The sequence below is a fragment of the Xanthomonas translucens pv. cerealis genome (assembly GCF_006838285.1).
GTDB classification, from domain to species: Bacteria; Pseudomonadota; Gammaproteobacteria; order Xanthomonadales; family Xanthomonadaceae; genus Xanthomonas_A; species Xanthomonas_A cerealis.
The window spans coordinates 715,058-742,049 of record NZ_CP038228.1 but is presented as its reverse complement, the minus strand read 5'-3'; the positions used below and the strand labels follow the sequence as shown (position 1 = coordinate 742,049).

Annotated in this window: 17 protein-coding genes; 11 read left to right on the top strand and 6 right to left on the bottom strand. The window is 70.2% G+C overall.

The window, feature by feature from the left end; all coding sequences use genetic code 11:
* Positions 1–23: 23 nt before the first annotated feature.
* Positions 24–566 carry a shikimate kinase gene (locus tag E4A48_RS03175; protein ID WP_039005517.1) on the top strand — a complete coding sequence of 181 codons (543 nt, stop codon included), beginning with the start codon at positions 24–26 and terminating at the stop codon, positions 564–566.
* Complete coding sequence (gene aroB, locus E4A48_RS03170) at positions 563–1,672, top strand: 3-dehydroquinate synthase (protein ID WP_039005518.1); 1,110 nt, start codon at positions 563–565, stop codon at positions 1,670–1,672. Before E4A48_RS03175 ends, aroB begins: the two co-directional genes overlap by 4 nt.
* Before the next feature lies 1 nt (position 1,673).
* Here aroB and E4A48_RS03165 read toward each other — a convergent pair whose 3' ends face one another.
* The 3 genes from E4A48_RS03165 to E4A48_RS03155 are packed head-to-tail and all read right to left on the bottom strand — an operon-like array spanning position 1,674 to position 7,788.
* A complete protein-coding gene (locus E4A48_RS03165; RefSeq protein ID WP_080763506.1) occupies positions 1,674–3,122 on the bottom strand; it encodes an efflux transporter outer membrane subunit in 1,449 nt (482 codons plus the stop codon).
* A complete protein-coding gene (locus E4A48_RS03160) occupies positions 3,122–6,322 on the bottom strand; it encodes an efflux RND transporter permease subunit (RefSeq protein WP_142741887.1) in 3,201 nt (1,066 codons plus the stop codon). Before E4A48_RS03160 ends, E4A48_RS03165 begins: the two co-directional genes overlap by 1 nt.
* Entirely contained in the window at positions 6,319–7,788 is a 1,470-nt protein-coding gene (locus E4A48_RS03155; protein WP_260608056.1) for an efflux RND transporter periplasmic adaptor subunit, read from the bottom strand. The genes E4A48_RS03160 and E4A48_RS03155 overlap by 4 nt, the downstream gene beginning before the upstream one ends.
* Before the next feature lie 403 nt (positions 7,789–8,191).
* On the opposite strand from E4A48_RS03155, the gene E4A48_RS03150 reads away from it, so the two are divergent.
* The 3 genes from E4A48_RS03150 to mdtD all read left to right on the top strand — a co-directional run bounded on the left by E4A48_RS03150 (position 8,192) and on the right by mdtD (position 11,289).
* Positions 8,192–8,446, top strand: coding sequence for a WGR domain-containing protein (locus tag E4A48_RS03150; RefSeq protein WP_003471688.1), 255 nt, complete (start codon positions 8,192–8,194; stop codon positions 8,444–8,446).
* A gap of 9 nt (positions 8,447–8,455) precedes the next feature.
* Positions 8,456–9,526 (top strand): uroporphyrinogen decarboxylase, encoded by a 1,071-nt coding sequence (gene hemE, locus E4A48_RS03145; protein WP_142741886.1) that lies wholly within the window; start codon positions 8,456–8,458, stop codon positions 9,524–9,526.
* A 329-nt stretch (positions 9,527–9,855) separates the two neighbouring features.
* Positions 9,856–11,289, top strand: a complete 1,434-nt coding sequence (gene mdtD / locus E4A48_RS03140; protein ID WP_142741885.1) for a multidrug transporter subunit MdtD — start codon at positions 9,856–9,858, stop codon at positions 11,287–11,289.
* A gap of 77 nt (positions 11,290–11,366) precedes the next feature.
* Here mdtD and E4A48_RS03135 read toward each other — a convergent pair whose 3' ends face one another.
* Complete coding sequence (locus tag E4A48_RS03135; RefSeq protein ID WP_260608055.1) at positions 11,367–14,927, bottom strand: hybrid sensor histidine kinase/response regulator; 3,561 nt, start codon at positions 14,925–14,927, stop codon at positions 11,367–11,369.
* Between the two features lie 156 nt (positions 14,928–15,083).
* Positions 15,084–18,689 (bottom strand): ATP-binding protein, encoded by a 3,606-nt coding sequence (locus E4A48_RS03130; RefSeq protein WP_230812418.1) that lies wholly within the window; start codon positions 18,687–18,689, stop codon positions 15,084–15,086.
* Positions 18,690–18,920: 231 nt separating this feature from the next.
* Here E4A48_RS03130 and E4A48_RS03125 point away from each other — a divergent pair, with 231 nt between their 5' ends.
* The 3 genes from E4A48_RS03125 to E4A48_RS03115 are packed head-to-tail and all read left to right on the top strand — an operon-like array spanning position 18,921 to position 20,739.
* Positions 18,921–19,589, top strand: coding sequence for a YceI family protein (locus tag E4A48_RS03125; protein ID WP_142741884.1), 669 nt, complete (start codon positions 18,921–18,923; stop codon positions 19,587–19,589).
* A complete protein-coding gene (locus tag E4A48_RS03120) occupies positions 19,586–20,152 on the top strand; it encodes a cytochrome b (protein WP_039005523.1) in 567 nt (188 codons plus the stop codon). Before E4A48_RS03125 ends, E4A48_RS03120 begins: the two co-directional genes overlap by 4 nt.
* An 11-nt stretch (positions 20,153–20,163) precedes the next feature.
* Complete coding sequence (locus tag E4A48_RS03115) at positions 20,164–20,739, top strand: YceI family protein (protein WP_142741883.1); 576 nt, start codon at positions 20,164–20,166, stop codon at positions 20,737–20,739.
* 95 nt (positions 20,740–20,834) lie between these two features.
* Here the strand turns inward: E4A48_RS03115 and E4A48_RS03110 are convergent, their stop codons facing one another.
* Complete coding sequence (locus E4A48_RS03110) at positions 20,835–21,065, bottom strand: glutaredoxin family protein (RefSeq protein WP_039008838.1); 231 nt, start codon at positions 21,063–21,065, stop codon at positions 20,835–20,837.
* Between the two features lie 90 nt (positions 21,066–21,155).
* On the opposite strand from E4A48_RS03110, the gene E4A48_RS03105 reads away from it, so the two are divergent.
* From E4A48_RS03105 to E4A48_RS03095, 3 genes are all read left to right on the top strand, one after another.
* Positions 21,156–22,538, top strand: a complete 1,383-nt coding sequence (locus E4A48_RS03105; RefSeq protein WP_039005525.1) for an L-serine ammonia-lyase — start codon at positions 21,156–21,158, stop codon at positions 22,536–22,538.
* A gap of 333 nt (positions 22,539–22,871) precedes the next feature.
* Positions 22,872–25,889: a ligand-binding sensor domain-containing diguanylate cyclase gene (locus E4A48_RS03100; RefSeq protein ID WP_260608054.1), complete on the top strand. Its 3,018-nt coding sequence runs from the start codon at positions 22,872–22,874 to the stop codon at positions 25,887–25,889.
* Positions 25,890–25,958: 69 nt separating this feature from the next.
* Positions 25,959–26,984, top strand: coding sequence for an alpha/beta fold hydrolase (locus E4A48_RS03095; protein WP_142741881.1), 1,026 nt, complete (start codon positions 25,959–25,961; stop codon positions 26,982–26,984).
* The last annotated feature ends 8 nt before the right edge of the window (positions 26,985–26,992 follow it).

Below are 26,992 nucleotides of genomic sequence, written 5' to 3'. Positions count from 1 at the left end.
GGCGCGTCTGCTAGCATCGGCGGATGAATCCCGCCCCCAATCTCGTGCTGGTCGGCCCGATGGGAGCCGGCAAGAGCGTCATCGGCCGCCGCCTGGCCGAGCGCTTCAGCCTCGTCTTCGTCGACAGCGACCAGGCCATCGTCGAACGCACCGGCGCCAGCATCCCCTCGCTGTTCGAGCACGCAGGCGAAGCCGGCTTCCGCGAGCACGAACGCAGCGTGCTGGAAAGCGTGCTCAGCACCCCCGGCCACCTCATTTCCACCGGCGGCGGCGCGGTACTCGACGCCGATAGCCGCCGCGAGATGCGCGAGCATGGCTTCGTGGTGTACCTGCGGGTCAGCGTGGCCTCGCAGTTGCAGCGCCTGCAGCGCGACCGCAGCCGCCCGCTGCTGCAGCGCGGCGACCGCGAGCGGGTGCTGCACGCGCTGCACGCGGTGCGCGAGCCGCTGTACCGCGACGTCGCCGACCTGATCCTGGACACCGACCACCTCAATCCCGCCGAAGCCACCGCGCAGCTGGTCATGCGCCTGGCCGCGTCGTGGAAACTTCCGGACCCCATTGCATGACTGTTTCCCAGCGCACCGTCGCGGTCGAAGGCGACCCGTCCTACACCATCCGCATCGGCCCCGGCCTGCTCGACGACGGCCCGCGCCTGGCCGAGCACGTGCGCGGCCGCCACGTGCTGCTGCTCAGCGATAGCAACGTCGCCCCGCTGTACGCGGCGCAGGTGCGCCAGGCCTTGCTGGCCGCGCGCCCGGAGCTGCAGATCGGCGTGTTCACGCTCCCCGCCGGCGAGGCCTCCAAGACCCTGGACAACTTCGCCGCGGCGATCGCCGCGCTGGCCGGACTCGGCGCAACCCGCGACGCCTGCGTGCTGGCGCTGGGCGGCGGCGTGGTCGGCGACCTGGCCGGCTTCGCCGCCGCGTGCTGGATGCGCGGGGTGGACTGCGTGCAGCTGCCGACCACGCTGCTGGCGATGGTCGATTCCTCGGTCGGCGGCAAGACCGCGGTGGACATCGCCCAGGGCAAGAACCTGGTCGGCGCGTTCCATCCGCCGCGCGCGGTGCTGGCCGACACCGCCACGCTGCGCAGCCTGCCGCCGCGCGAACTGCGCGCCGGCCTGGCCGAGGTGATCAAGTACGGCGCGATCGGCGACCCTGTGTTCTTCGAATGGCTGCACGCCGAACGCCGCGCGCTGCTGGACGCCGAACCGGCGGCGATCGCGCAGGCGATCGCGCGCAGCTGCGAACACAAGGCCGAGATCGTGGCCCGCGACCCGCTGGAGAAGGGCGAGCGCGCCCTGCTCAACCTCGGCCACACCTTCGGCCACGCGATCGAGACCGAACAGGGCTACGGCGCGCCCGGCAACGCCAACCTCAACCACGGCGAAGCGGTGGCGGTGGGCATGGTGCTGGCGGCCAGGCTCTCGGCGCAGTTGGGCATGGCCACGGTGCAGGACACCGAACGGCTGCGCGCGCTGCTGGCCGACTACGGTCTGCCCACCGCGCTGCCGGCCGGCCTGGCACCGCGGGCGCTGCTGACGCGGATGCGGCTGGACAAGAAGAACCTCGCCGGACGCCTGCGGCTGGTGCTGTGGCGCGGCATCGGCCGCGCCGAGGTGGTGCCGGACGTGGACGAGGCGGCGGTGCTGGCGCTGCTGGACGCCGGCTGACTCAGTGCTGGACGGTCTCCAGCGTGGCATCGCCGCCAAGCGTGCGATATAGCGTCACCCGGTTGACCGCCGCAACCAGCTCGACCGCGACCAGGCTACGTTGCGCCGCGTAGTAGCTGCGCTGCGCATCGAGATTGGACAGGGACGTCTCGACCCCGCCGCGATAGCGCTGCTCGCTGAACTGGTAGGTGCTGGCGGAATCTGCGACAAGGCTTTGTTGCGCGCGCAACTGCGCATCGATGGTGCCGCGCCGCGCCAGCGCATCGGCCACTTCGCTGAAGGCGGTCTGCACGGTCTTTTCGTAACTGGCCAAGGCAGCATCGCGCTGCGCTTCGGTGTACCTCACATTGGCGCGCGCCGCACCGGCATCGAAGATGGCAGCGCTGGCGCCGGCGCCCAGCGACCGGTTGAAGGCGACGTGCGCGAACAGCTCGGACAGCGCGGTACTGGTCAGCCCCAGCAGGCCGGTGAGGCTGATGCTCGGGAACAACGCCGCCCGCGCAGCGCCGATCTGGGCGTTGACCGCGCGCAGTTCGTATTCGGCCTGCACCACGTCGGGGCGGCGCAGCAAGATGCGTGAGTCCAGTCCGGCGGGAAGCTCGCCGATGCGCGCCGCCGCGTCCTGGATCGACTCCGGCAACAGCGCGGAATCGACCGGGCCACCCACCAACAGCTGCAGCGCGTTGATGTCCTGGGCCATCGCCGTGGTCTGCTCGGCCAGATCCGATTGCGCAGTGTGCAGCACCTGGTTGGCCTGATCCAGATCGGAGTGCGGGGTGATGCCGCCGTCGACACGCTGCCGGATCAGCGCAACGCTGGCCTCCGCGCTGTGCGCGGTGTCCTGGGCGATCTTCAGCAGGCTCCTGTCGCTGGCGTAGGTCAGCCACGCCGTGGCGATATCGCCGACCAGGGTCAGCCGGGTGGCGCGCGCGGCCGACGCCTGTTCCAGATAACGCTGTTGCGCGGCAGCGCTCAGCGCGCGAATCCGCCCGAACAGATCGAGCTCGAATGCGCTGACGCCGATGCCCACCGTGTAGTTGCTCGCATCGCCCTGCGAGCGCGCGTCCGCGCTTGCGCCCTGGGCGCTGGCGGCGAGCGGCGCCGCCCCCGCCCCCTTGCCCCGATAGGAACGCGTGTAGTTCGCGCTCGCGTCGAGTTCGGGCAGCAAGGCAGCGCGTTGGATCCGGTATTGCGCCCGCGCCTGGGCGATATCGGCCACGGCGATCCGCAGGTCGCGGTTGTTGTCCAGGGCCTGCGCGATGACCGCCTGCAACCGCGGGTCGCCGAACAGCTGCCGATACGTGAGCGACGGCAGCGCGGCTTCGCGCTGCGCGAGGTAGGCATCGCCTGCCGGCCACGACGGCGGGATCGGCGCCGCGGGGCGCACATAGGCCGGCGCCAGGCTGCACGCAGACAGCATGCCGGCGGCGATGAGCGCGACCGCGCGCATCAGGCCGGCTCCGGCAGCGATGGCGCAGGTGGCGGCGTGGTGCCGCCGCGACGCGCGCGGCGGCGCGCGCTCCATTCGGCCATCGCGATATGGAACGCCGGGGTCAGATACAGCGTCAGCGCCTGCGAGAACAGCAGGCCACCCACCACTGCGATGCCGAGCGGGCGCCTGGCTTCGGCGCCGGCACCGAAGCCCAGCGCGATCGGCAACGAGCCCAGCACCGCCGCCAGGGTGGTCATCATGATCGGGCGGAAGCGCACCGTCGCCGCTTCGAGCATGGCCGCACGCGGGCTTTTCCAGCGCGCGTCGCCGGAGCGTTCCAGGTCCAGCGCGTAATCCACCATCATGATGCCGTTCTTCTTGACCAGCCCGACCAGCAAGATGAGTCCGACGAAGCTGAACAAATTGAGCTCCTGGCGGAACAGCACCAGCATCAGGATGGCGCCGAACCCGGCGAGCGGCAGCGAGGTCAGGATGGTGATCGGGTGCAGCGCATTCTCGTACAGGATCGCAAGCACGCCGTAAATCAGCAGCACCGTGATCAGCAACAGCATCGGCAGCGTCTTCAGCGAGTTTTCGAACGCCTGCGCCGAGCCGGCGAACTGGCCGCTGATGGCCCGGGCATCGCCCTTGCCCAGCGTCTGCGCCATCAGCGTGCCGATCCCGCTGGCGGCATCGCCCAGCGAGACGCCGGGCGCCAGATTCATCGACAGCGTCACCGCCGGCAGGCCGGCGTAGTGGTTGATCGCCACCGGCCCCACCCCCATGCGCACGTCGGCCACCGCGCGCAGCGGCACCATCGGGCCACCGGCCGCGGTCAGTACCGCGCTGGTGCCCGAACTGCTGTTGGAGGTCTGCGTGCCGATCGCGGTGATGCCCGGGTTCTGGTTGCCGTTGAACGACAGCGCATCCAGGCCGTTGAGATCGGCCTGTGCCGATGGCGCGACCTGCAGCAGCACTTCGTACTGGTCGGTGTCGCCATAGATGGTGCTGATCTTGCGGCCGCCGTATGCGCTCTGCAGGGTGTCCTGCAAGCCGGCGGCGGTGACGCCCAGCGCCGCGGCCTGCTCGCGGTGCAGGATCACCTCGATCTGCGGATTCTTGAGCTGCAGGTCGCTTTGCGGATCCTGTATGCCGTCAACCCGCCCGATGTCCTGCAAGATCGCGTCCGACTGCGCGTACAGCGCCTTCTGGTCGGTCGACTGCAACACATACTGCAGCGAGCCATTGGAGGCCGTCGGCCCCATGTCGATCGCCGGCGGATTGCGCATGTTGAGGGTGATGCCCTGGATCCCGGCCACCTGCTTGCGCACCGCCTGGATGACCTGTTCCGCGGTGCCGCTGCGCTCGGACAGCGGCTTGAGCCCGATCAGCAGGCGCCCGCTGTTGCTGAGCGTGTTGTCCGAGCCGATCACCGATTCCACATTGGCCACGTTCGGATTGCGCTGGATGATCTTCACCACCGCGTTCTGCTTGGCCAGGAAATCGGCGAAGGCGGTGCCTTCCGGGACGCGGGTATCGCCGTCGATCTTGCCCGAATCGACCTGCGGGATGAAGCCCTTCTCGACGATGGCGTACATGCCTGCGGTGCACACCAGCGTGGCGATGCCGATCGCGGCCATCAGGCCGATGCGCTGCGTGGACCATTCCAGCGAGCGCGCGTAACCGCGCTCGGAAGCCTCGACCAGCCGATCGAAGCGCTCGAACACCCAGCCCGCACTCTTCTTCGGATCCAGCCAGCGGCTGGCGAGCATGGGCGTGAGGGTCAGCGAGACGATCCCGGAGAGGATCACCGCGATCGAAATCACCATGCCGAACTCGGAGAACAGCCGCCCGACCAGCCCGCCCATGAACACGATCGGCAGGAACACCGCCGACAACGACAGCGTCATCGACAGCACGGTGAAACCGATCTCCTGCGTGGCGGCGATGGCCGCGTCCATCCGGCTGGCACCCTGTTCGGCGTGGCGGACGATGTTCTCGATCACCACGATCGCATCGTCGACCACGAAACCGACCGACAGGGTCAGCGCCAGCATCGAGATATTGTCGAGGCTGAAATGCAGCAGGCGCATCACCGCGAAGGTGCCGATCAACGAGGTCGGCAGCGCCAGGGCGACGATCAGCGTCGCCATCCAGCTCCTGAGGAACAGCAGGATCACCACGACCACCAGCAGCAGCGAGCCGAGCAGCGTCCATTCGACATCCTCCACCGACGCGCCGATATAGTCGCCACGGTCGTAGAGCACATCGAGCTGGGCATCGCCGGGCAGCTGCGCGCGGATCGCGGGCAGCGCCGCCTGGATGCCACGGGTCACCGCCAGCGTGTTGGCGCCCGGCTGGCGATGGATGTTGATCTCGATCGCGCGCTGGCCGTTGAGATAGGCTGCGGTCTGCAGGTTCTCGACGCTGTCCTGGGCATGGCCGATGTCGCGAAAGCGCACCTGCGCGCCGTCCGCATAGGACAGCACCATGTTGTCGAAGTCGGCCGCCCGCTTGAGCTGGCCGTCGGCGCGGACGGTGTAGGAACGCGCCCGCCCCATCAGCGTTCCCGCCGGCGCGTTGCTGTTGCCCGCCTGCACCGCGGAAACGATCTGGTCGAAGCCCATGTGGCGGGCGGCGAGCAGGTGCGGATTGACGAACAGGCGCACCGCATACTTCTGCGCGCCGTTGACGTCGATCTGTCCCGCGCCCGGCACCGACGCCAGGCGCAACGCCACGCGATCCTTGGCGAACTGGTTGAGCAGCGGCAGCGCGATCGTCTTCGAGCGCACGATCAGATGCATGATCGGGGCCGCGCTGGGATCCTCCTTCTGGATCTGCGCCGGGTTGATTTCGCGCGGCAGCAGGCCGGCTGCCTGCGACACCGCGTTCTGCACGTCCTGCGCCGCCGCATCGACATTGCGGCTCAACGCGAACTGCAGAACGACGCGCGTGCTGCCGACGCTGCTGGTCGAACTCATCGCATCCAGCCCCGGCAGGCCGCTGAACTGGCGTTCCAGCGGCGTGGCCACCGCCGCGGCCATGGTCTCGGGATTGGCCCCCGGCAGCGACATGTTGACGGTGATGGTCGGGAAGCTGACGTCGGGCAGCTCGCTCACCGGCAGCGCGAAATACGCCATGCCGCCTGCCAGCACCAGGGCGATCATCAACACCGACGTCATCACCACGCGGCGGATGAACACGGCCGATGGATTCACGCGTGCCGCCCGCTGGCCGCCGCGCCTTGCCTGGCAGGCAGGTCGTTCGATCGCACCGCCGCGCCATCGCGCAGTTCGTTGGGAACGGTCAGGATAACGGTATCGCCCTTGTGCAAGCCCTTGCTGATGACCGCCTGCCCATCGACCATCCGCGCCACGGTCAACGCCCGCGCCATCGCCCGCCCGTTCACCACGCAGTACACATACGGACCCTGCTGCCCCTGCTGCAGCGCGCCTTCGGGGACGGACAGGGTCTGCGGATCTTCCGCCAGGATCACCCGGACGCTGACGAACTGTCCGGGCCACAGCGTCGCGCCGGCATTGGCGAACCGCGCGCGCAGCTCCAGCGTGCCGCTACTGCTGTCGAATGCGTTGTCGAGAAACGCCAGCCGGCCGCGGTCGAGCACGCTGGCGCTCACCGCATCCAGCGCGAGCACCGTCAGTCCGAGGCCATCGCGTCCTGCGCTTGCTGCGCGCACCGCATCGACCTGCACATGCGCGAGCGCGAAGCGCACGTCGATCGGAGCGTTCACGTTGATCGTCAGCAGCGCCGTGCTGGAACCGCTCGACACCAGATTGCCCGGCTTGACCCCGATGGCGCCGGCGCGGCCGTCGATGGGCGCGCGAATCTGGGTGTAGGCCAGCGACAGGCGGGTCTGCTCGACCTGGGCCAGATCGACGGCAACGGTCCCGCGCAGGGAGCGCAGCGTATCGGCCGCGGTGATGTAGGTCTTCGGATCCACCGCGCCGGTCTTGGACAGCTTGCTGTAGCGCGCTTCCGTGTCGGCCGCATCCGCGGCGAGCGCCTGGTCGCGCGCCAGGGCGGCGCGGGCCTGCGCCAGCGTGGCGCGCAGCGGCCGCGGGTCGATGGTGAACAGCAGTTGTCCGGCGTGGACCTGCTCGCCGTCGTGGATCAGCACCGACTGCAGCACGCCGTCGGTCTGCGGCCGGATATCGACGCTGTGCGGCGACACGATGGTGCCGGAGGTTTCGATGATGTCCGGCACGGTGTGCGGTACCACCGTCATCGTCTGCACCCGCAACGGCTCGGGCGCCGGCGTCGGCTGACGGCGATGTCCGATCCAGTAACAGATACCGACGATCACCAGGCACGACGCGGCCAGTCCCGAGAGGACCGCCATCCGCCCCGCGCCGCGCTCGGCGCGGGCCATGGCCGGCCCGCCTGCGCCGTGGCCGCTGGCTGGCATCGCCGCGCCGGGATCGCCGCAGCGGGCGCGCGTGGCGGGAAGTCCCACGCCGGCATCAGGGTACCGCCCGGGAAACCACTCATTGTTCTGGCTTTGCATACCGTTGCGTCCGCACTGGTGATGAATGACCATGCCGCGACACCAGGACTGTGTGCGAACGCAACGGCATGACGTCTGCCTATGAAGCCACAGGCGCGGTGACGGTATCGTGATAGGACGCATAGTGCAGCAGGCGATGGCGCGATGGCGCGACGGCACGACGCAAGTCCCAGACGGTAGACAGACGGTCACACTGAGACGCTGCGGCCAACCGCCGCGACACCCCGCTCGGCCGGATGCTGCAGCGGCGGCACCGGTCGCTGTGGATGGGCGCGGATGGGCGGATGCGAAGGCGCCGCTTCATTCGGCATTTCCGCCTGCCGAGGGCTAACCTGATGCACTGGTTGCCGCTCCAGCGCCTGGTGCGCGCCTGCCAGTTGCTGCACAGTGCCGACGCGGCGTTGCAACGGAGCGCCTGCGACGTCGGCGGCGCCGGCACGCGGCGACAGCAGGCCGTACGCCCACGGCCTAGCATCGAGGGTTCAGCGCCGGCCGACCACAATCCGCTGCGTTCCGGCGATCGCGCAACCTCGCGCGCACTGGCAACGGCTACAATCGGCCCATGCGCGTCTTCCTCCAGCAACGTCCCGGCGGCAACGAGCCGCCCCGCTACATCCAGCTGACCCTGCAACCGGACTTGTTCGGTGGCTGGGAGCTGTTGCGCGAGACCGGCCAGATCGGCGGCCGTGCGCAACTCAAGCGCGAACAATACCTGCTGCAGGACGCCGCCCACGCCGCCTTCGAGAAAGCCCGCGATGCGCAACTCAAGCGCGGCTTCCAGGTCATGTTCACTCGCGGCGCCGACGCTCCGCGCTAAGGAATCCCCATGCTCAAGAACGACCGTCTGCTGCGCGCCCTGCGCCGCGAACCCGTGGACCAGACCCCTGTGTGGCTGATGCGCCAGGCCGGGCGCTACCTGCCCGAGTACCGCGCCACCCGCGCCCGCGCCGGCAGCTTCCTGGCCATGGCCAAGAACCCGGAACTGGCCTGCGAAGTGACGCTGCAGCCGTTGGCGCGGTTCCCGCTGGACGCGGCGATCCTGTTCTCCGACATCCTCACCATCCCCGATGCGATGGGCCTGGAGTTGTATTTCGTCGAAGGCGAGGGTCCGAAGTTCAAGCACCCGGTGCACGACGCGGCGGCGATCGCCCGGCTCGGCGTGCCGGATATGGAGACCGAACTGCGCTACGTGATGGATGCGGTGCGGGTGATCCGCCGCGAACTGGACGGCAGCGTGCCGCTGATCGGCTTCTCCGGCAGTCCGTGGACGCTGGCCTGCTACATGGTCGAGGGCGGCGGCAGCGACAACTATGCGCGGATCAAGGCCATGGCCCTGAACGACCCGGCGGCGCTGCACCAGTTGCTGTCGGTCAACACCGATGCGGTGATCGCCTACCTGGCGGCGCAGCGCGCGGCCGGCGCGCAGGCGCTGCAGGTGTTCGACACCTGGGGCGGCGTGCTCAGCCCGGCGATGTACCGCGAATTCTCGCTGCCCTACCTGCGGCGCATCGCCCGCGAACTGCCGCGCGGCGACGGCGCCGAGCGCACCCCGCTGATTCTGTTCGGCAAGGGCAACGCGCCATACCTGGAAGAGCTGGCCGCCTCCGGCGCCGAAGGCCTGGGCGTGGACTGGACCGTCGACCTGGCCGAGGCCGCGCGCCGCACCGGCGGCCGCGTGGCGCTGCAGGGCAACCTGGACCCGGCCACGCTGTACGGCGCGCCGGCGGCGATCGAGCGCGAGGTGCAGCGCGTGCTGCGCAGCTACGCCGACGGCAATGGCTCGGCGGACGGCCACGTGTTCAACCTCGGCCATGGGCTGTCGCCGGACATGCAACCCGAGCACGTCGGCGCGCTGGTCGCCGCGGTGCAGGCGCACAGTCGCCGCACGCAGGCATAGCCCCGCGCAGCAAACCGTCGCAACACGCGCTCCCGCCATCACGCAGTCGGGACTGAAGCCCCTCCCACAGTGCACCCGGCCAGCGCGCCGCAAGTCCCTGTAGGAGCGGCTTCAGCCGCGACGAACGAAGCGGTGGACGCAACCGGTTCGAACAGCGTCGGTACTGAAGCCCTCCACACGAACCACGACAGCATGTCGCGCGCGATGCCTTGATCCGCCATCGCGGGAGGACTGCAGCAGGCGCAGCGCACCACGACCGCCCGCTGCTGCACGGCGCCTCGACGCGCTCTGCGCGATCCTGTCCGCCCTTCGCGTCGCCGTGCGTGCCGATGTCCGCGCCTTCTTCCGATCCGATCGCCGTTCCGACCTACCGTAGTTTCCGGCCGCTGCTGTGGCTGGTGTCGCTGGCCATTTTCATGCAGATGCTGGATGCGACCATCGTCAACACCGCGTTGCCGGCGATGGCGCTTAGCCTGGGCGAGAGCCCGCTGCAGATGCAGTCGGTGGTGTTCAGCTATGCGTTGGCGGTGGCGATGTTCATCCCCGCCTCGGGCTGGATCGCCGACCGCTACGGCACGCGCCGCACCTTCCTGACCGCGATCGTGCTGTTCACCCTCGGCTCGCTGCTGTGCGCGGCCGCGCCACGCCTGCCGTACCTGGTCGCTGCGCGCGTGCTGCAGGGCATCGGCGGCGCAATGCTGCTGCCGGTCGGACGCCTGGCGGTGATGCGCTCGGTGTCGCGCGCGCAGTTCCTCAACGCGATGAGCTTCATCGCGATCCCGGCGCTGATCGGGCCGCTGGTCGGGCCAACGCTCGGCGGCTGGCTGGTGCAGGTGGCCTCGTGGCACTGGGTATTTCTGATCAACCTGCCGATCGGCGCGCTCGGCTTCGTCGCGGCGCTGAAGGTGATGCCGGATTTCCACGGCGAACAGCGCACCCGCTTCGACCTGATCGGCTATGCGATGCTGGCGTTCGGCATGATCGCGCTGTCGCTGGCGCTGGACGGGATCTCCGAGCTTGGCCTGCGCCATGCGTGTGTGATGCTGCTGGCCATCGCCGGCCTGGCCGCGCTGATCGGCTACTGGCTGCACGCGGCCAATTCACCGGCAGCGCTGTTCCCCGTGCATCTGTTCAAGGTCATCAGCTTCCGCATCGGCATCCTCGGCAACCTGTTCGCGCGCGTGGGCAGCGGTAGCATGCCGTTGCTGATCCCGCTGCTGTTGCAAGTCGGCCTGGGCATGCGTCCGATGCGCGCGGGCCTGATGATGATCCCTGTGGCGCTGGCCGGCATGGCCTCCAAGCGCGCGGCGGTGAAGCTGGTGCAGCACTACGGCTACCGGCGGGTGCTGATGACCAACACGGTGCTGGTCGGCCTGGCGATGGCCAGCTTCGTGCTGTTCGACACCGGCCAGCCGCTGGGTTGGCGGCTGCTGCAGCTGGCGCTGTTCGGCGCAGTCAATTCGTTGCAGTTCACGGTCATGAACACGGTGACCCTGCGCGACCTGGACCGCGACCAGGCCAGCGCCGGCAACAGCCTGCTGTCGATGGTGATGATGCTGACCACCGGCTTCGGCGCGGCCGCCGCGGGCAGCCTGCTGGCGGCGTTCAACGACCACCTCGGCGACAGCCACGGCGCCACCGCCGCCCTGCACGCAACCTTCGTCTGCGTCGGCGCGATCACCCTGAGCTCGACCCTGATCTTCTGGCAGTTGCCGGACAGCCGGCCGCATCCGGACAAGCAGGTGGAGGAAGTGGCGGAGTAGCCGGGACCGGGGACCAGGGACCCGGGGGAGCGCCGCGACGGTCGTTTGCGGAGCCAGTGAAGCGATCACGCGAAACATCACGCTTTCCCGGGTCCCTGGTCCCCGGTCCCCGGTCCCGGCTCCACCACCGCCTCGATCGCCTCGGCCAGCATGTCTCCCGTCACCGGTTTGCGCAGGAAGCCGTCGAAGCCGGCTGCGCGGGCCTGCGGTTCGGCGTCGGCGTCGGCGCGGGCGGTGACCGCGATCAGCGGCATCTCGTAGCCGAACACGCGCAGCTGCCGCGCCAACGCCAGGCCATCCAGACCAGGGAGGTCCAGGTCCAGCAAGGCCACGTCGAAGCTGGCGCCGGCCGCTTCGGTCAGCGCCGCCAGGGCATGCGCGGCATGGGTGATGTGGTGTCCGCGCGCGCTGAGCAGGCCACTGACGACCTCGGCGACGGTGGGGTCGTCCTCGACCAGCAGGATGCGCAGCGGCCGCGTCGGCGCCTGCGCATCGCGCTCGCCGCGGGTGCGGGCGTGCAGCGCTTCCGGAATCCACGGCAGCGGCAGGTCAACGATGAAGCGGGTGCCGACGCCGAGCTTGCTGTGCAACTCCACGCGCCCGCCCATCGCCACCGCCAGCTCCTGGCAGATCGCCAGGCCCAGCCCGCTGCCGCCGTAGCGCGCGGCGGTGCGCGGGCCGTCTGCCTGCTCGAAGCGCTGAAACAGCCGCGCCTGCTGCTCGGGGTTGATCCCGGGACCGGTGTCGGCGACCTCGAAACGCACGCCCTGGCGGTCGTGCAGCGGCGCCACGCGCAAGGTCACGCCGCCATGATCGGTGAACTTGATCGCGTTGTTGAGCAGGTTCAACAGAATCTGTCGCACCCGCGTCGCATCGCCGTTGGCGGTTACCGCGGCCGGCATCGTGTTGTCCAGCGCGAACGCCAGGCCGCGGCTATGGGCCATCGGCGCCATCATCGCCTCCAGCTCGGCGATCAGCTGGCCCAGGTCGAACGGCTGCTGGTCCAGTTCCAGACGTCCGGCCTCGATCCGCGCCAGGTCCAGCGCGTCGTTGACCAGGCGCAGCAGGTGCGCGCCGGCGCCGCGGATCGAGTCGGTATAGCCGCGCTGCTTGGGATCCAACGGCGTGGCCAGCAGCAGTTCGCTCATGCCGAGCACGCCGGTCATCGGCGTGCGCACCTCGTGCCCGAGCGTGGCCAGGAAGCGGGTCTTGGCCAGCGAGGCCTGCTCGGCCAGCTCCTGCTTGTGCAGGGCCAGCTGCCAGGCGTTGCGCCGGCGCAGGCGGCGCCGGTACAGGTAGGACGCCAGCCACAGCGCCAGCAGCGCCAGCCCGGCCAGCCCGGCCAGCCCCCAGGGGCTGCGCCACCATGGCGGCAGCACGCGGAAGCGCAGCGTGATGACCTTCGACCACACCTTGTCGGCGGTGCGCGCCTGCATTTCCAGGGTGTAGTGGCCGGACGGCAGGCGCGAGAACAGGCGCTCGCCGCTGGCGCCGACATCCACCCAGTCCGGGTCGTAACCGCTGAGCCGGAACCGGTAGGAATTGGCGTCGGTATCGGAGAACGACAGCAGCCGCGCGACCACATGCAGGTCGCGGTCGCCTTCCTTCAGCACGATGCTGCCGGCATGCAGCAGATCCAGCGCGCGCTCGCCGCGGCGCACGCCGATGCGCTCGATCACCAGCGGCGGCTGCCGCCGCGACGGCACCACCTGCGACGGCTCGAACAGCACCACCCCGTCCGGGGTACCGCCGAGGATCTGCCCGCTGCGCGCCTGGACCAGGGTCTGCCAGTGAAATTCCTGGTTGGGTAGCCCGTCGTGCACGCTGTAGGAGCGGATCGCCTTGCTCGCCGGATCGACCCGGATCAGGCCGCGCACGCTGCTCAACCAGGCCACTCCGCTGGCATCGACCACGAGGCCCTTCGGCGTCAGCGACGGGAACTCCTGCGCGGCGTCGATACGGTCGAGCAGGTTCAGCCGCGTGCCGTCCCACAGATAGCGCTCCAGGCAGCCGAGGCTGGCTATCCACACCACATTGCCGTCGGTGATGGTGAAGGCGCTCAGCGGCCGCTGCGGCGCGCCCGGCACCGGCGCGAAGCGCGCGCTGGCCGGGTCCCAGGCCAGCACGCCATGCTGGCCGAGCAACCAGGGCTGGCCCAGCGGGCCGGGCCGCACGTCGTCCACGGTCAGCTGCGCCGGCAGCCCGGCGGCGCCCGGGGCGATGTTGCGCAACACGTGTCCGTCCAGGTCGCGAACCTGCGCGCCACCGACATCGCCGAACAACCACAGGCGCTCGTCGCTGCTAACCATCGCTTGATCGACGTAGCCGGGCATCGGCGCGTCGGCGCCGTCCTGCTTGCCCCAGCGCCGCACCTCGCCGCTGACCGGGTCGTAGCGCAACAGCCCCGCCAGCGACGCCGCCCAGACCCGGCCCTGGCCGTCCTCGACCAGCGCGCGCGACCAGTCGCGCCCGAACAACGCAGTGATGTGGTGGCGCACCGCACCGGTGCCAGGATCCAGCTTGTCCAGCATGCCGCGCGTACCCGTCAGCCACACCCCGCCATCGCGCGAGGCGGCGGTGGCCATCACGTAGGGGTTACCCATCGAGTCCGGATCGTCGACCCGGTACGACAGCACCGAGAACTGCCGCCAGTTGGCCGGCAGATACCAAAGGCCGGCGTTGAAGCTGGCGAACCACAGATCGCCTTCGCGGCCCTCGAACGCCAGCGACCAATTGGGTTTGACCAACCCGTGCGCGGAGTTGCTGTACAGCGGCACGTTGTGGATCTGCCCAGGGTCGCCCTCGCGGCCCAGGCCGTCCATGGTGTCGAACCAGCGATTGCCGTGGCGGTCGTGGACCAGCATCCCCAACACGTTCTCGCTCGGCATGTTGTGCCAGTACGGCGCCACCACGCTGCCGTCGGCGCGCAGCAGGCGCGCGCCGCCCTGGTTGGCCACCCACAGCGTGCCGTCGCGCTCGGGGGTCAGGCCCTGCACCTCCGGCCGCGGCAGCGCCGAGGCCGGCAGCCGTTCGAAGTCGTGCCCGGTCCAGCGCGCCAGGCCGCCACGGGTGCCCACCCACAGCGTGCCGTCGGGGGTGGTCGCCAGGAAGGTCACGATCGGCGACGGCAGGCTGCGCTCATCGCCAGGCATCGGCATGTAGCGGCTCAGCGTGCCGTCCGCCTGCAGCCGGTCCAGGCCGCCGTTGGGGGTGCCGAACCAGATGCTGCCGTCGGGAGTGGAGGTGATCGCCCAGACCGTGGCGCCGCCGATCTGCGGATAGTTGCTGCGGTCGTAGTAGCGGAACGTGCGCCGGTCCGCCGAAAGCATGCCCATGCCGGCATTCTGGGTGCCGAACCACACCCGGTTCTGCGCATCGACATGCACGGTCCAGATCTTGTTGTCGCGCAGCCCGTCCTCGATCCGCCAGATGCGGTAGCCGCGGCCGTCGAAGCGCGCCAGGCCGTCGCTGCTGGCCAGCCACAGGTAGCCGAGCTGGTCTTCGGCGAAGCCGTTGATGCTGTTGGACGGCAAGCCGTCGGCCACGGTCAGCTGGCGCGGCTGCGGCGTCGGCGGCACCGCCGCGACGGCAGCCGCCGACCACAGCAGCAGCCATCCCAAGATCCTTATGGACCGCATCGTCATCTCCCAGTGCATGGACGCCATGTCCCCGACGCCCACCGCCATCGTCGGCGATAAACGCCGCCGCTGGCAACAGACGGGTGGTGGGTGCGGGACTCGGGACTCGGGACTCGAAAAGCGTCGCAGGCGTTGCCTGCGAATCCGCTGCGGCCCTTACGCTTTCCGGGTCCCGGGTCCCGGGTCCCGAGTCCCGGCCTCCACATCCATCACCCCCCGAATCGCCTCAGCCAGCATGTCGCCGGTGACGGGCTTACGCACGAAGCCGGCGAAACCGGCCGCCTTGGCGGCGGCCTCGGCCTCGCCGTCGGAACGCGCGGTGACCGCGATCAGCGGGAAGTCGTAGCCGAGCGCGCGCAGTTGCCGCGCCAGCGCCAGGCCGTCGAGCGCCGGCAGGTCCAGATCGAGCAGGCCCAGGTCGAAGGTGGCCTGGCTGAGCTCAGTCAGCGCTTCCAGGCCATGCGCGGCGCAGGTTACGTCATGGCCGCGACTGCGCAGCAGTTCGGCCATCACCTGGGCCACGGTGGGTTCGTCCTCGACCAGCAGGATCCGCAGCGGCGCCTGCACCCGCGCCGGCAGCGGCACCACCGTCAGCGCCTCGGCAGGCCGCACCTGCCAGCGCAGCGGCAGCGTCACCCGGAAGCGCGCGCCATGCCCGAGCCGGCTTTCCACCTGGATGCGGCCGCCCATCGCCATCGCCAGTTCCTGGCTGATCGCCAGGCCCAGCCCGCTGCCGCCGTAGCGGGCGGCGGTGCGCGGGCCTTCGCCCTGTTCGAAGCGCTGGAACAGCCGCGCCTGCTGCTCGGCGCTCATGCCCGGGCCGGTGTCGGCGACCTCCACGCACAGCCCGTACCCGCTCTGCAGCGGCGACACGTGCAGCGTGACCGAGCCGCTGGCGGTGAACTTGATCGCGTTGCCGACCAGATTGAGCAGGATCTGCCGCACCCGCACCGCGTCGCCGTTGACGGTCACCGTGCCCGGCAAGGTGTCGTGGCATTCGAAGCGCAGCCCGCGCGCCTGCGCCAGCGGCGCCATCAGGTTCACCACGTCGGCGATCAGCCCCTGCAGCGCGAACGGCTGAAGGTCGAGCTGCAGGCGCCCGGCCTCGATCCGCGCCAGGTCCAGCGCGTCGTTGACCAGGTGTAGCAGGTGCGTGCCGGCGCGGCGGATCGATTCGGTGTAGCCGCGCTGCCTGGGATCCAGCGGTGTGGCCAGCAACAGTTCGCTCATGCCGAGCACGCCGGTCATCGGCGTGCGCACCTCGTGCCCGAGCGTGGCCAGGAAGCGGGTCTTGGCCAGCGAGGCCTGCTCGGCTACTTCTTGCTTGTGCAGCGCCAACTGCCAGGCATGCTGGCGGCGCAGGCGGCGGCGGTAGGCGCGCAGCGACACCAGCAGCAGCAAGGCGCCGGCGGCGAGCAGCCCGGCGATGCCCCAGATGCTGCGCCACCACGGCGGATACACCCGGAACGGCAAGCGCAGCGTCGGCGACCAGGCGCCATTGCGGGTGCGCGCCTGCACCTCGAGCACATGCGCGCCGGCCGGCAGCTGCGGCAGCGTGCGCTCGCCAGCGGCGCCGACCGCGACCCAGTTGCGGTCGTAGCCGGGCAGGCGGAAGCGGTAGCCGATGCCCTCCGGATCGACGAACGAGAGCAGTCGCGCCACCACGCGCAGGTCGCGGTCGTCCGGCTGCAGGGCGAAACCACCGCTCACCGGCAGCGCCAGCAGACGCTCGCCGCGGCGCACCTGCACACTCTCCACACTCAGCGCCAGCGGCACCGACGGCGGGTCCGGCAGGCGCGTGTCCAGCAGAGCCACGCTGCCGTCGGCGGTGGCCGCCAGCAACACCCCGTCGGCGGCCATCAACAGCCCGCGCTTGACCACTTCCTGACTGCTCAGGCCGTCGCGCGCGCCGAACGCGCGCACCGCCGGCTGGTGTCGCGAATCGATCCGGAACACGCCGCGGCGCATGCCCAGCCAGGCGCGCCCCTGCTGATCGACGACCAGACCCTGCGACTCGGTCGCCGGCACGCCTTCGGCCGCCGCATAGCGGTGCAGCTGCCGCCAACGCCCGGCCTGGCGGCGCCACAGTTCGAGTCCGGACAGGCGATGCAGCCACAAGGTCTGCGCATCGGCGAAGGCAAACGACTGCACCCGTTCGCCATCGAACTCCGGCGCGGCGCGGAACTGCCCGGCGGCGGCGTCCCAGTAGTGCAAGTGCTCGGCGGCCAGCCACGGCGTGCCGTCCGGCGCCAGCTCGAACGCTGCGATATCGGCGGCGGCGGCCAGGCCGCGCTGCGGGCCGTGGATATTGTCCAGCACATGGCCGTCGGCGAGCGCGCGCACCTGCACGCCGAAGCCGGGGACGGCCACCCACAGACTGCCGTCGGCCCGCTCGCGCAACCAGGCGTTGCCGCCGATGTCAGGCGTGGGGTCGCGCGCCGACCTGTGGCTCCAGCCCTGCAGCACACTCCCCCCGGCCGGACCGCGCAACAGCATGCCGCTGCTGCCCAGCCACAGCATGCCGGCGGCGTCCTGCAGCACCGACATCAAGCGCATAGTGGGCAGCTCGGAGGTCAATGCCGATTTGCGCAGCGCGCCGCTGGCCGGTTGTAACTGGTACACGTTGCCGCCGGTCCCGGCCAGCCATGCCCCGCCGTCGCGGGCCGGCGCCAGGCCCGCGTACAGATCCGGCGCCAGGCCGTGCGCCGGCCCCAGCACCGCCAGCCGACGCCAGTCAGGACGCAGGTAGCCCAGGCCGCGGGTCGGCAACGACACCCACAGCCCGCCTTCCTTGTCGCGCAGCATGCTCACCACCACGTTGGCGCCGGACACCGCCGCCTCGCCCTCGCTGATGTGGCGCAAGGCACCGTCGGCCGGCTTGTGCCACAGGCCCTGGCCGTTGCCGAGCCAGTAGCCGCCGCTGCCGTCCTCAGCCATGCACAGTACCCCGCGCTGCAGTGCACCGGTCCAATCGGCACGCTGCCAACGCCCGTCGTGACCGAGCCGGTACAAGTCCCGGTTGGCGCCGACCCACACCCCGTCGGACAGCGCGACCAGCGCCGACAACCGCTGCTGCGTGCCATCGCTGCCGGGCAGCCGGTAGGCGCTGGCGCGGGTGCCTTCATAGCGCACCAAGCCCTTGATGGTGCCGACCCACAGCACGCCGGAGCGGTCGAACGCCAGGCCCACCACCGCGCTGTCGAGCATCGCATCGACCTCACTGTCGCCGCCCTGGATGCGCTGCACTCGCCCGTCCGCCGGCAACCTGTACAGCCCGCCGGCATAGGTGCCGAACACGATCTCGTCGCCATGGCTGGTGATCGCGAACACATCGTCGCTGCGCATCGCCGGTTGCGTGGCCATGTTGAAATGGCGGAAGCCGCGGCGCCCGGCGTCGAGCACGCTCAGGCCGCCGCCTTCGCAGGCCACCCACACCCGGTTGCGCGCATCGATGTGCAATTCCTGCACGTAGTTGCAGCGCAGCGACTGCGGATCGTCCGGATCGTGGCGCCAGATGCGGAATTCGCGCCCGTCGTAGCGGGCCAGGCCATCGCCGCTGGCGATCCACAGGTAGCCGTCGCGGTCCAGGCCCAGCCGCGAGATCTCGCTGGACGGCAACCCATGCTCGGCGCCCAGCACGCGGAACCGCGGCAGTTCCGGCACCGTCGCCTGCGCGCTGGCGCAGCAGCCGGCCAGCGCCAGCAGCCAGGCGAGCATCCAGCCGCGGCGCAGGCGTCGAGGACGTGGGGTTTGCATCGACATCGGCTCCAGCGGCAGTGAACGATCGGCGGCGGATGAACACCGGCGCACTGCCGGGGCCGGCCGCAAACAGCGCGGCCGCTCCGTGCCGCCTTGATGCGGCAGCGTTCTTATACCGCGCAGGGCCGCAAAATCCCACCCGCCGCGCGGCGCAACGAACCATTGCACGGCGCGCGGGCGCAAGCGCGGCGGACTGCGCCTAGAATCCGGTCTACACCTTCTTGATGGCCACCCATGCTCCAGCGCTGCCTGCTCGCCCTGCTGCTGACCCTGCCGACCGCCGCGCTGGCGGCCCCGGCGCAGTACGCGCTGGACCCGGTGCACACCCGCGTGCTGTTCGCGATCGAACACGCCGGTTTCTCCAAGGCGCTGGGCACCGTGTCAGGCAGCAGCGGCACGTTGCTGTTCGATCCGCACGACTGGCACAGCGCGCGGCTGGACGCGCGGGTGCCGCTGCAGCAGCTGGACCTGGGCGACGCCAAATGGAACCGCGCCGCGCTGGCGCACAACCTGGTCGATGGCGAGCGTTTCCCGGAGGCACGCTTCGTCTCCACCCGGATCGAACCGATCGACGCCACCCACGCCAAGGTGTTCGGCACACTGACCCTGCACGGGGTCAGCCGCGAGATCGCGCTGGAGGTGACCCTGAATGCGCTGAAGCGGCATCCGCTGCCGCCGTTCCGCCGCACCGTGGGCTTTTCCGCCACCACCACGCTGCAGCGCGCCGACTTCGGCATCGCCGCCTGGCCGTCGGTGATCGGCGCCACGGTCGAATTGCGCATCGAGGCCGAGGCGACCCGCGCCGGCAGTGCCGATGCCGACCCGGCGACGGCGGATGCGCCCGCCGCCGACACCCCCGCTCCACCGCCCAGCCCCAGCGCCAGCCAGGAACCCACGCCATGACCGCCAAGAACACCGCCGAACGCTGGGGCAGCGTCAGCCAGACCCTGCATTGGCTGATCGCCGCCCTGATCCTGTTGCTGGGCGTGGTCGGCCTGACCATGGGCGAGCTGCCGAAGACGCCCAAGTACTTCTGGGTCTACACCGCGCACAAGTCGCTCGGCCTGACCGTGCTGGCGCTGGTGATCGCGCGCCTGGGCTGGCGCCTGTATGCCGGCGCGCCCAAGCCGGTGCCGGGCACGCCGGGCTGGCAGGAACGCATCGCCAGCGCCACCCACGTGCTGCTGTATGTGCTGATCTTCGCCATGCCGCTGTCCGGCTGGCTATACGACTCCAGCAGCGGTCTGCGCCCGTTCCGCTGGTTCGGCCTGGTCGCCGTGCCCAAGCTCAGCGCGCCCGACCAACACCTGCGCGACCTGTCGCATGCGCTGCACGAATGGGGCTTCTGGATCCTGATCGCGGTGGTGCTGGCGCATGCCGGCGCCGCCTTCTACCACCACCTGTTGCAACGCGATGCCACCCTGGCGCGGATGTTGCCGCGCGGCTGGCTGAGCCCCAAATCCTGAGGAGTTCCAGCATGTCGTCCCGTTTCGCCTCCCCCGCCGCCGTCGCCGCCGTCGCCGCCAGCCTGGTGGCGATGCTCGCCGCCGCCCCCGCCTTCGCCGCCGACTACGTGCAAGCCCCGGGCTCGAGCCTGGTGTTCGCCAGCAAGTACGACGGCGAAGTGTTCACCGGCCAGTTCCCCGGCTTCGACAGCAAGTTCAGCTTCGACCCGGCCAACCTGGCCAGCGCCAGGCTCGACGTGGCGATCCCGCTGGCCGGCGCCAAGAGCGGCAATGCCGACCGCGACTCCACCTTGCAGGGGCCGGACTTCTTCGACGTTGCCAAGTTCGCCACCGCCCACTACCGCGCCGACAAGTTTCGTGGGCTCGGCAACAACCAGTACGCCGCCGACGGCACCCTGGAACTGCGCGGCGTGTCCAGGCCGGTGACCCTGACCTTCACCTGGACCCCCGGCGCGCAGCCGGTGCTGGCCGGCAAGGCGCTGGTCAAGCGCCTGGACTTCGGCGTCGGCGGCGGCGACTGGGCCGATACCAAGACCATCCCCAACGAAACGGCGATCAGCACCAAGGTGGTGTTCAAGGCGAAGTGATTCGCCACCGGCCGCAGCGGCACGCGGCCACTGAGCGGCGGATTCCCTCCTCGGGTCCGCCGCTTTTTTTGCCTGGATGGGCACGGCGGTGGCGATCAGTCCTGCAGTGCCAGCCAGTCCGCCACCCGACGCACATCGAACGGCCACCCCAGCTCGCGCTCGCCGGCGTCGCGCAGCACCGGCACGCGCTCGCCGTAGCGCGCCTCCAGCACCGCATCGCCATCGATGAACACGCTCTCCAGATCGCCCACGCGCGCCTGCGCCAGCACCAGCAGCGCCTGGTCGCACAGCTGGCAGTCATCGCGCTGGTACAGGGTCAGGGACATGGCCGCGGTTCCGAGGCTGCGCTGCGGACGTCCGCACTGCGCCAGGGGCATAGAATAGACGGTCTTTGGCCTTCCACCTCTCCGCCACGTATGGCTGTCAGCACCTTCGACCTGTTCAAGATCGGCATCGGCCCGAGCTCCTCGCATACCGTGGGGCCGATGCGTGCGGCCGAGCGCTTCGTGCACCGCTGGCTGCTGGATCCGGGCCGGCTCGGCGAGGTGGTGCGGATCCGCGCCGAGGTGTTCGGCTCGCTGGCGCTGACCGGGCGCGGCCACGGCACCGACAAAGCGCTGCTGCTGGGCATGGAAGGCCAGCGCCCGAACCTGATCGATCCGGACATCATTCCGAGCACGCTGGAGCGCATCCGCGACAGCAAGCGCATCAACCTGATGGGCCAGCACAGCATCGCCTTCGACGAGAAACGCGACCTGGCGCTGAACAAGCGCCAGAAGCTGCCATACCACACCAACGGCATGCGCTTCACCGCCTATGCCGCCGACGATGAGCTGATCGCCACGCGCGACTATTACTCGGTCGGCGGCGGCTTCGTGGTCAACCAGGACGACGCCGCCGACGACCGCATCGTCGCCGACGAAACGCCGCTGCCCTACCCCTTCAAGAGCGGCGACGAACTGCTGGCGCAGGCCGCGCGCAGCGGCCTGAGCATCGCCGCGCTGATGTTCGAGAACGAGAAGTGCTGGCGCAGCGAGGACGAGATCCGCGCCGGCCTGCGCGAACTGTGGAACGCGATGCAGGCCTGCGTGGCACGCGGCATTCGCCAGGAAGGCACCCTGCCCGGCGGCCTCAACGTGTCGCGGCGCGCGCCGGCGCTGTACCGCGAACTGTCGTCCAAGCCGGAAGCGGCGATGCGCGATCCGCTGACCACGCTGGACTGGGTCAACCTGTACGCGCTGGCGGTCAACGAAGAGAACGCCGCCGGCGGGCGCGTGGTCACCGCACCGACCAACGGCGCGGCCGGGATCATTCCCTCGGTGCTGCACTACTTCGACCGTTTCTGCCCGGGCAGCGACGAGCAGCGCATCTTCGATTTCCTGCTGACCGCCGCGGCGATCGGCATCCTGTACAAGGAAAACGCCTCCATCTCCGGCGCAGAAGTCGGCTGCCAGGGCGAAGTCGGGGTGGCCTGCTCGATGGCCGCCGGCGGCCTGGTCGCCGCGCTCGGCGGCAAGCCGGGGCAGATCGAGAACGCCGCCGAGATCGGCATGGAACACAACCTCGGCCTGACCTGCGACCCGATCGGCGGGCTGGTGCAGATCCCGTGCATCGAGCGCAACGCGATGGGCGCGGTAAAGGCGATCAACGCCAGCCGCATGGCCATGCGCGGCGACGGCAAGCACAAGGTGTCGCTGGACAAGGTGATCCGGACCATGCGCGACACCGGCCGCGACATGCAGGACAAGTACAAGGAAACCAGCCGCGGCGGGCTGGCGGTTAACGTGATCGAGTGCTGAGTGGATGCCGCTGACGCGTCCTGCCTGTCCGAACGCAGCGCACCGCTGCGGCGCATGCGCTGGCCACGCCGGCGCGCAGAGCCGCGCCGCGTGCAGCGCCCGCGCGGCGTCGCGGCAGTGGGTCCGCGCCACCGCGCCGCGCAGGTGGGACCTGCCTGGATGACGGGCCTTGCGGCTGTCGCGCTCGCCGACGCCGCGCCGGCCGTTGTTGCGGTGCGGATAAAGATCGGCGCGCCTGCGCCGATAGCGGCTTCGATGACCCGCCGAGCCGGCACTGGAATCCCCTTGCAGTCCCACCCCGCTTCCTGGTGCACCCGTGCGCTAAAGCTGGTCATGCTCTTCGGTGCGTGGATCGCGCTCGTACCGAGCGCGGCCGCGCTGCAGCCGGACAAGCAGTTCAACCAGTACGAACGCCAGCGCTGGGGCCTGGAACAAGGGCTGCCGCAGCTCAGCGTGCAGGCCTTCGCGCAGGACCGGCAGGGCTATCTGTGGATCGGCACGATGGGCGGGCTGGCACGCTTCGATGGCGTGCGCATGACCAGCTTCGGCGAAAAGGCCCCGGCCAACCTGCCCGGCACCTTGATCAATGCCTTGCACGTGGATCCCCGCGGCGACCTGTGGATCGGCACCTACCGCGGGCTGGCGCGCTACCGCGACGGACATTTCAGCAACCTGCTGCCGCAGGATCCGCAAGCGCCGCTGCTGAACATCGAAGCGATCGCGGTCGATGCGCAGGGCACGGTGCTGGTCGCCGCGCAGGATGGCGTCTACGCCGTGGCCGGCGACAGCCTGCGCCTGCGCCATCGCATTGCCGACGGCGCTTACGCACTGTTGCCACGCAACGGCGAACTGTGGGTCGGCACGCGTGGCGCCGTGCTGCGTTTCGCCGATGGCGACAGCGATGGCGAACCGCTGCCGTTGCCGGCGGATGCGCACGCCGCGCCGGTGCGACAGTTGCTGAACGCGCAGGGACGGCTGTGGGCCGGCAGCCGCGACGGCCTGCTGTTCCGCCGCGGCGGCCGCTGGCAGCGCCTGCCCGGCGACCCGGCGTTGACCCGGCGCGCGGTGGAGGCGCTGTACCAGGACAGCGACGGCAATCTGTGGGTGGGCCTGCCCGGCGACCTGCTGCGCGTGCGCCACGGCGGCATCGTCGAGCACTACGTCGAACGCGAGCAGGACGCCGCCAGTACGATCTTCGAGGATCGCGAGCGCAACCTGTGGCTGGGCAGCCGCTGGAATGGCGCGACCCGCCTGTGGAACGGCTGGACGCGCCGCTACAGCAGCGACGAAGGCTTGTCCGACCCACTGGTGTGGACGCTGGCGCGCGATCCCGACGGCTCGCTGTGGGTCGGCACCGGCAACGGCCTGGCGCGGCTGCGCAATGGCCGCTACCAGCAGGTGCTGCGCCGCGCACAACTGCCCGCCGACGTGCCCTACACCCTGCTCGCCGAAACCGGCCAGGTGTGGATCGGCACCCGTCGCGGCGCGCTGCTGTACCGCGACGGGCGCGTCACCGAGCCGCCGCCGCTGGCGCGGCTGCGCGAACTGCAAGTCAGCGGGATCGTCCGCGACCGCGCGCAACGGCTGTGGTTCGCCACCAGCGACGGCCTGTTCCGCAGCGACGGCGCGCGCCTGCAGCGCTACGGCGCGCGCGAGGGCCTGCGCGATCCGCGCATCCGCCTGATCCACGAAACCCGCGCCGGGCGCCTGCTGATCGGCTCCCAGGCCGGCCTGTACGAACTGCGCGGCGAGCGCCTGCTGCCGCTCGCCGCGGCCGGCTCGGCGCTGGCCGGCGCCGACATCACCGCCGTGCACGAACTGCCCGGCGGACAGTGGGTGGTGGGCACGCTGTCGGAACAGCTGTGGGTGTTCGACGGCAAGCGCTGGACCATGTTCGACGAACACGCCGGACTGCCGGCGAACGCGGCGTTCTTCATTACCGACGACGGCCACGGCAGCCTGTGGGTGGCCGGCCTGCGCGGCGTGTATCGGATGCCGCTGGCGAGCCTGCTCAAGCGCATCCAGGTAGCAGGCACGCCGCTGCAGGCCGAACTGCTGCTCAACGAACGCGGCCAGCGCCACGGCGGCGTGCAGGGCCTGTGCTGCAACGGCGCGGGCAACGGCAAGGGCTTCATCGACAGCGGCACGCTGTGGTTGCCCAGCCGCGACGGCGTAGTGACCATCGACACCGCCGGCATCGTCAAGAACCCGGTCGCACCGCAGCCGGTGGTGGAGCGGATCCGCGCTCAGGGCCGCTGGATGGCGCCGCAGGCGCTGGGCAGCACGCCGTTGCCGGCGCAGGCGCGCGACCTGGATTTCGAGTTCACCGCCGCCTCGTTCCAGGCGCCGGAGAACGTGGAACTGCGCTATCGCCTGGTCGGCTACGACACGCAGTGGCGCAGCCTGGACGACATCCGCCAGCGCGTGGCGAGCTACACCAACCTGCCCGGCGGCGACTACGTGTTCGAGGTCACCGGCAGCAACAACGCCGGGGTCTGGGCGCAGGCGCCGGCGCGGCTGCCGTTGCGAATCCGGTTGCGCTTCCAGGAAACGCTGTATTACAAGCTGCTGCTGGCGCTGGGCGCCCTGGTCCTGGCGCTGCTGTGCATCGGCATGGCGCGGGTGGTCAACCAGCGCCTGCGCGCAACCCTGGAGCGGCAGGTGCGCCAGCGCACCGAGGCGCTGCAGGCGGCGAACCAGCGCCTGCAGGAAGCCAGCTTCACCGACGACCTGACCCAGCTGCGCAATCGCCGCTACCTGTCGCTGCACATCCCCAGCGACATCGCGCTGTACCGGCGCATGGCCGCCAACGACCAGGACATGCTGTCCTCGGGCATGCTGTTCGCGCTGATCGACATCGACCATTTCAAGGCGATCAACGACAGCGGCGGCCACCATACCGGCGACGCGGTGCTGCAGCAGATGGCGCAGTTGCTGGTCGGGCTGACCCGCGAAAGCGACTACGTGGTGCGCTGGGGCGGCGAGGAATTCCTGCTGGTGCTGCGCTCGGCGCCGCGCGAGAACCTGAACGTGGCGGCCGAGCGCCTGTGCCGGGCGATCGCCGCGCACAGCTTCGCGCTCGATTACGGCCGCCAGAGCCAGATCACCTGCTCGATCGGCCTGGCCGAATTCCCGTTCGTGCACGATCCCGACAGCCGCCTTGGCTGGGAACAGTTGCTGGTCCTGGCCGACCGCGCGCTGTACCAGGCCAAGGCCAAGGGCCGCAACGGCTGGGCCGCGTACCAGCCGGTGCTCGGCACGCAGGCCGAACAGGTGCTGGCGGCGCTGCACGAACCGGCCGAACGCATGCAACACCACGCCTGCCTGAGCCTAGTGCATTCGCGCTGCTGAGCCGCGTTGACACCGCGCGCGCATGCCCCGGGCTAACGTCTCGGCAACCCTGCACGTGTCCCAGCCTGCATGCGCCGACTCCCGCTTCTCGCCGCGCTCGCCGCCGCGCTCCTGCTGGCGCCGCCCAGCCACGCCGCTACGCCCGCGCCGCGCTACGGCGCGCAGCTGGAAGGCTTCAACTATCCGTATCCGGTCGCGCGCTACGAGTTCGCCTCGCAGCGGCAGCCGTTACAGATGGCCTACCTGGACGTGGCCCCGACCGGCACGCCGAACGGCCGCACGGTCGTGCTGCTGCACGGCAAGAACTTCTGCGCGGCGACCTGGGAATCGGCGATCGCTGCACTCACCGCCGCAGGCTACCGAGTGATCGCGCCGGACCAGATCGGTTTTTGCAAGTCGAGCAAGCCGCAGGCCTACCAGTTCTCCTTCGCGCAACTGGCGGCCAACACCCATGCGCTGCTGCAGCAGGCCGGCGTGAGCCGGGCGGTGTTGGTCGGTCACTCGATGGGCGGCATGCTCGCCGCGCACTACGCCCTGCAATATCCGCAGGACGTGAGCCAGCTGCTGCTGGTGAACCCGATCGGGCTGGAGGACTGGAAGGCCGCCGGGGTACCGTGGCGCAGCATCGATGCCTGGTACGCGAAGGAACTCAAGACCGATGCCGCCTCGATCAAGCAGTATCAACAGAGCGTCTACTACGGCGGGCAATGGAAACCCGCATACGAGCGCTGGGTGACGATGCAGGCCGGGCTGTACGCCGGCCCCGGTCGCGAACGCGTGGCCTGGAACCAGGCGCTGACCTCGGACATGGTGTTCAACCAGCCGGTGGTGCAGCAGTTCGCGCAGCTGCGCGTGCCGACCACACTGTTCATCGGCCAGCGCGACCGCACCGCGATCGGCAAGGACCTGGCGCCGCCGGCGCTGGCCAAGAGCCTGGGCGACTATCCGGCGCTGGGCAAGCGCGCGGCGGCGGCGATTCCCGGCGCGACGCTGATCGAATTCGCCGACCTCGGCCACGCGCCGCAGGTCGAAGCGCCGCCACGTTTCAACGCCGCGCTGTTGCAGGCCTTGGCCGCACCCGGCACCGTGCCGTAGCGCGGCCG

Excerpts from the sequence above, each read along its gene's own strand:
- E4A48_RS03175 (WP_039005517.1), top strand. The coding sequence starts at position 24 with ATGAATCCCGCCCCCAATCTCGTGCTGGTCGGCCCGATGGGAGCCGGC.
- aroB (WP_039005518.1), top strand. The coding sequence starts at position 563 with ATGACTGTTTCCCAGCGCACCGTCGCGGTCGAAGGCGACCCGTCCTAC.
- E4A48_RS03165 (WP_080763506.1), bottom strand. The coding sequence starts at position 3,122 with ATGCGCGCGGTCGCGCTCATCGCCGCCGGCATGCTGTCTGCGTGCAGC.
- E4A48_RS03150 (WP_003471688.1), top strand. The coding sequence starts at position 8,192 with ATGCGCGTCTTCCTCCAGCAACGTCCCGGCGGCAACGAGCCGCCCCGC.
- hemE (WP_142741886.1), top strand. The coding sequence starts at position 8,456 with ATGCTCAAGAACGACCGTCTGCTGCGCGCCCTGCGCCGCGAACCCGTG.
- mdtD (WP_142741885.1), top strand. The coding sequence starts at position 9,856 with ATGTCCGCGCCTTCTTCCGATCCGATCGCCGTTCCGACCTACCGTAGT.
- E4A48_RS03135 (WP_260608055.1), bottom strand. The coding sequence starts at position 14,927 with ATGCGGTCCATAAGGATCTTGGGATGGCTGCTGCTGTGGTCGGCGGCT.
- E4A48_RS03130 (WP_230812418.1), bottom strand. The coding sequence starts at position 18,689 with ATGTCGATGCAAACCCCACGTCCTCGACGCCTGCGCCGCGGCTGGATG.
- E4A48_RS03125 (WP_142741884.1), top strand. The coding sequence starts at position 18,921 with ATGCTCCAGCGCTGCCTGCTCGCCCTGCTGCTGACCCTGCCGACCGCC.
- E4A48_RS03120 (WP_039005523.1), top strand. The coding sequence starts at position 19,586 with ATGACCGCCAAGAACACCGCCGAACGCTGGGGCAGCGTCAGCCAGACC.
- E4A48_RS03115 (WP_142741883.1), top strand. The coding sequence starts at position 20,164 with ATGTCGTCCCGTTTCGCCTCCCCCGCCGCCGTCGCCGCCGTCGCCGCC.
- E4A48_RS03110 (WP_039008838.1), bottom strand. The coding sequence starts at position 21,065 with ATGTCCCTGACCCTGTACCAGCGCGATGACTGCCAGCTGTGCGACCAG.
- E4A48_RS03105 (WP_039005525.1), top strand. The coding sequence starts at position 21,156 with ATGGCTGTCAGCACCTTCGACCTGTTCAAGATCGGCATCGGCCCGAGC.
- E4A48_RS03100 (WP_260608054.1), top strand. The coding sequence starts at position 22,872 with ATGCTCTTCGGTGCGTGGATCGCGCTCGTACCGAGCGCGGCCGCGCTG.
- E4A48_RS03095 (WP_142741881.1), top strand. The coding sequence starts at position 25,959 with ATGCGCCGACTCCCGCTTCTCGCCGCGCTCGCCGCCGCGCTCCTGCTG.